This window comes from Methylobacterium gregans (genome assembly GCF_022179245.1).
Classification (GTDB): Bacteria; Pseudomonadota; Alphaproteobacteria; order Rhizobiales; family Beijerinckiaceae; genus Methylobacterium; species Methylobacterium gregans.
In genome coordinates this window covers 1-3,636 of record NZ_BPQM01000196.1, presented here as the reverse complement: position 1 = coordinate 3,636, position 3,636 = coordinate 1, and the positions used below count along the sequence as shown (strand labels likewise).

The following is a 3,636-nucleotide window of genomic DNA, read 5'->3' as shown; positions in this document are numbered from 1 at the left end:
GGCGGGTGCGGGGAATAGGGCCCGGGCTTCGGGTCCTATTCCCCGCACCCGCCCCCGTCAAGGCGCGACGCCTGCGTACGCCCGCCGCGCGGCCCGAGGTACAGTCCGCGGGACAGTCCGACGACGCCTCAGGCCGCCAGCCGCGCGAGGGGCGCCTCGAAGGCGAGGACGAGACCGGTGACTGGGTAGGCCAGATCGACGCGGCCGCCAAACCCCTGGACGAGGCTGCGCTCGATCAGGCGCGAGCCGAAGCCGGTACGATGCGGCGGACTCACGGACGGCCCGCCGGATTCCGCCCAGCGGAAACGGAAGCGGGCGCCCACCGCGGCGTCCTCGAACGCGCCTGCCTCGACCGGGCCCTTCTCGACCGCCGCCCCATCGATCGTCCACGTGATCGCCACGCGGCCGGCGGGCGCCGAGAGGGCACCGTACTTGGCGGCATTGGTGCCGAGCTCGTGCAGCAGCAGGGCGACCGTCAGGCCGGCCCGGGCGGCGAGGGCGATCTCGGGACCCGAGACCGCGAAGCGGTCGGCCTCGCCGCCGTGCAAGGCCACCGCGGACGCGACGATCCGTCCGAGCGGGGCGGTGGTCCAGGCGTCCTGCAGCAGGACGTCGTGGGCCTTGGCCAGGGCGTGGAGACGCGCGTCGAGCGCCCCGCGCGCCGCGTCGAGCGAGGCGGCCGTGCGCAGGGTCTGGGTGCCGATCGCCTGGACCATCGCCAGGGTGTTCTTCACCCGATGGGCCATCTCCTGCATCAGCAGGGACTGACGGTCCGCACTCTGCCGCAGCTCGGCGATGGCGTGGCGGTAGCGGCTCTCGCGCGCCTCGGTCTCGGCCCGGATCCGCGCGGCCTCCGCGCGGCCGAGCCGTGCGCTGCGCCGCCGCTGGGCCTCGGCCTCCCGGCCCGCCAGCAGCAGGGCGCGCAGGTGCCGGTTCTCGGCCTCCAGCGACGCCAGGCGACGCGCCTCACCGTGCTCCTCGGACAGGATGATCATCGCCGCCGCCGCCCCACCGCATGCCCCGCCCCGCACCGCGATCGATGACGCGGGTCGGCGCCGCCCCGCCGAGCGGGAGACGAGGCATCGGGATGGTCCGGTCCGAGCAGCGACCGGCAGCTTGAAGCTCCTCGTCGGGCTCCCGGTACACGGGATCCTCCGTGGCACGACGGTGCCGACGGGCGCGCACGCCGCGAGAGGCTCTTATGCCGCTTCTGTTCCGCCGCCCCGCCCGCATTCCCGCGATTCGAGGGGCAAAGCCAGCCTAGCACGGGCCGCGGCCCGCACAAGCATAGATCCGGCCTTCGACTGACTTACGCGACCTCTTTTCTTGATCTGAGTTAGGCCTGAGCGCGGCTCACTTGTTTCTTCCCAGCAGCACCAGCCAGCCGACGCCGAGGATGAAGACCATCAAGCCGATCGTCACGAAGGCCGGTGTGCCGAGATCGATCAGGCGCGGGGCGAGCTGGGTGGCGAAGGCCGCCACCACGAGCGCCACCGCGACGCGGGCGGCCGCGCGCTCGATGCCGCGGGTGACCTTGTCGAGGCCCTTCACCTCGATCTCGACCGTGACCTTGCCCTGCTTGAGGCGCACCAGCATCAGGTGGATCAGCGTCGGCAGCTCGGAGGCCGCGCCGTAGAGGCCGACGCCGAGCGCCTCGGCCTTGGCCTTCAGCCCCGAGAGCGAGAACTGCGTCTGCATGCTGGCCCGCACGGTGGGGCCGGCGGCGGCGAAGAGGTCGAAGTTCGGATCGAGATGGCGCATCACGCCGTCCGCCGTGACGAGGCCCTTGAACAGGATCGCGAGGTCGGTCGGCATCGCGAGGTCGTTCTCGCGGGCCATCGTCATGAAGTCGGTGAGCACGAGCCCGAGATTGAGCGGGATCGAGGAATGACTCTCGACGAAGGACTGGGCCGAGAGCTGGAGCTTCGTCATGTCGGGGTTGCTGGCGCCGGTCCAGTCGAGGAGCACCGCCATCAGCCCGTCCGCGTCCTGCTTCAGCATGGCGCCGATCAGCACGAGGAGCTGGTTGCGCCGCCGCCGCGACAGCCGCCCGATGATGCCGAAATCGATGAAGCCGATGCGGTTGCCGGGCAGCGCCAGCATGTTGCCGGGATGGGGATCGGCATGGAACACGCCCTCGATCAGCGCCATCTGCAGGAAGGCGTCGGTCCCCTTCTGGGCGAGCAGCTTCTTGTCGATGCCGGCCGCGCGCAGGCGCGCCTCGTCGTTGGGCGGAATCCCTTCGATGAACTCCTGCACCAGCACCCGCTCGGAGCACCATTCCCAGTAGATCTTCGGGAAGACGATGTCGTCGCGGCCCTCGAAGATCTGGGCCAGCAGCTCGCAGTTGCGGGCCTCGTTCAGGAGGTCGAGCTCGCCGTTCAGCCCTTCCGCGAGGTGGCGCATCTGCTCGCGGGGCTGGTAGCGGGCCATGTCCGGCCACTCGGTCTCGACGATGCGGGCCCCGTGCGCCATCAGGCGCAGATCCGCCTCGATGATCTTGCGCAGGTTCGGGCGCAGCACCTTGACGATCACCGCCTCGCCGGTGTGCAGGCGCGCCCGGTAGACCTGGGCGATGGAGGCCGAGGCGATCGGGTCGGTGTCGAACTCCGCGAAGATCTCCAGGGGGCTCGCGCCCAGATCCTCCTCCAGCTGCGGCCGGATCGTCTCCCAGGGCACGGGCGAGACCTGGCTGTGGAGCTTCTCCAGCTCCTCGGTCCAGGCCGGGGAGAGCAGGTCCGGTCGGCTCGCCAGCACCTGCCCGAACTTGATGAAGGTCGGCCCCAGCGCCTCGATGGCGCGGCGCATCCGCTCGGGCTCGGAGAGGCGGGTGACGTCGACCCGCGGTTTGCGCCGCGGCAGCAGCGGCAGGTAGCGCAGTCCGAGCCGATCCACGACCCGGTTGACGCCGAAGCCGATCAGGATCGTGGCGATCTCCGACAGGCGCTGACGGTCGCGGGCGGCAACGAAGGCGGTCTTCAGCATGAAACGGGTCGTTTCCGTCCGGACGAGGGGTGATGCCGGACAGCACGAGCTTCGGGTCTTTTTTGAGGTGGCGACCGCACCCTTTCGGGGGTGCGGCCTCGCGCCCCCCTCTCAGCGGCGCTCGTAGAGGAGGCGCGCCCGGATCGTGCCCTCGACGGCGCGGATCTGCTCCAGAAGCGCCTCCGCGTCGGCCGTGCCGGCATCCGTCTCCAGCACGACGTAACCGACCTCGCCGTCGGTCTGGTAGAACTGCGCGGCGATGTTGATCCCCGAGCGCGCGAAGACGTCGTTGAGGCGGCCGAGCATGCCCGGCAGGTTCCTCTGGACGTGGATGAAGCGCGTGCCCGTGGGCCGGGCCGGCAGCTGCACCTGCGGGAAGTTCACCGCCCCGACGGTCGAGCCGATGTCGGAGTAGTCCACGAGCTTACGGGCGACCTCGGAGCCGATGCGCTCCTGCGCCTCGACCGTCGAGCCGCCGATATGCGGGGTCAGGATCACGTTTGGCAGCCCCTGCAGCGGGGAGACGAAGCGCTCGGCGTTCGAGCCCGGCTCCTTCGGGAACACGTCCACCGCCGCCCCCGCCAGATGCCCGGACGCCAGCGCCGCCGCCAGCGCGTCCAGATCCACCACCGTGCCGCGCGCGTTGTTGAT

General features: G+C 71.0%; 3 protein-coding genes. All 3 read right to left on the bottom strand.

The window, feature by feature from the left end:
• Positions 1–128: 128 nt before the first annotated feature.
• On the bottom strand, positions 129–995 hold the full coding sequence (locus MFF54_RS27300; RefSeq protein ID WP_238307326.1) for a sensor histidine kinase: 867 nt from the start codon (positions 993–995) through the stop codon (positions 129–131).
• 358 nt (positions 996–1,353) lie between these two features.
• Positions 1,354–2,985 (bottom strand): ABC1 kinase family protein, encoded by a 1,632-nt coding sequence (locus tag MFF54_RS27295; RefSeq protein WP_238307325.1) that lies wholly within the window; start codon positions 2,983–2,985, stop codon positions 1,354–1,356.
• Positions 2,986–3,096: 111 nt separating this feature from the next.
• Positions 3,097–3,636: NAD(P)-dependent oxidoreductase (locus MFF54_RS27290; protein WP_283206327.1), on the bottom strand; the 540-nt coding region annotated here is incomplete at its 5' end.

Excerpts from the sequence above, each read along its gene's own strand:
- MFF54_RS27300 (WP_238307326.1), bottom strand. The coding sequence starts at position 995 with ATGATCATCCTGTCCGAGGAGCACGGTGAGGCGCGTCGCCTGGCGTCG.
- MFF54_RS27295 (WP_238307325.1), bottom strand. The coding sequence starts at position 2,985 with ATGCTGAAGACCGCCTTCGTTGCCGCCCGCGACCGTCAGCGCCTGTCG.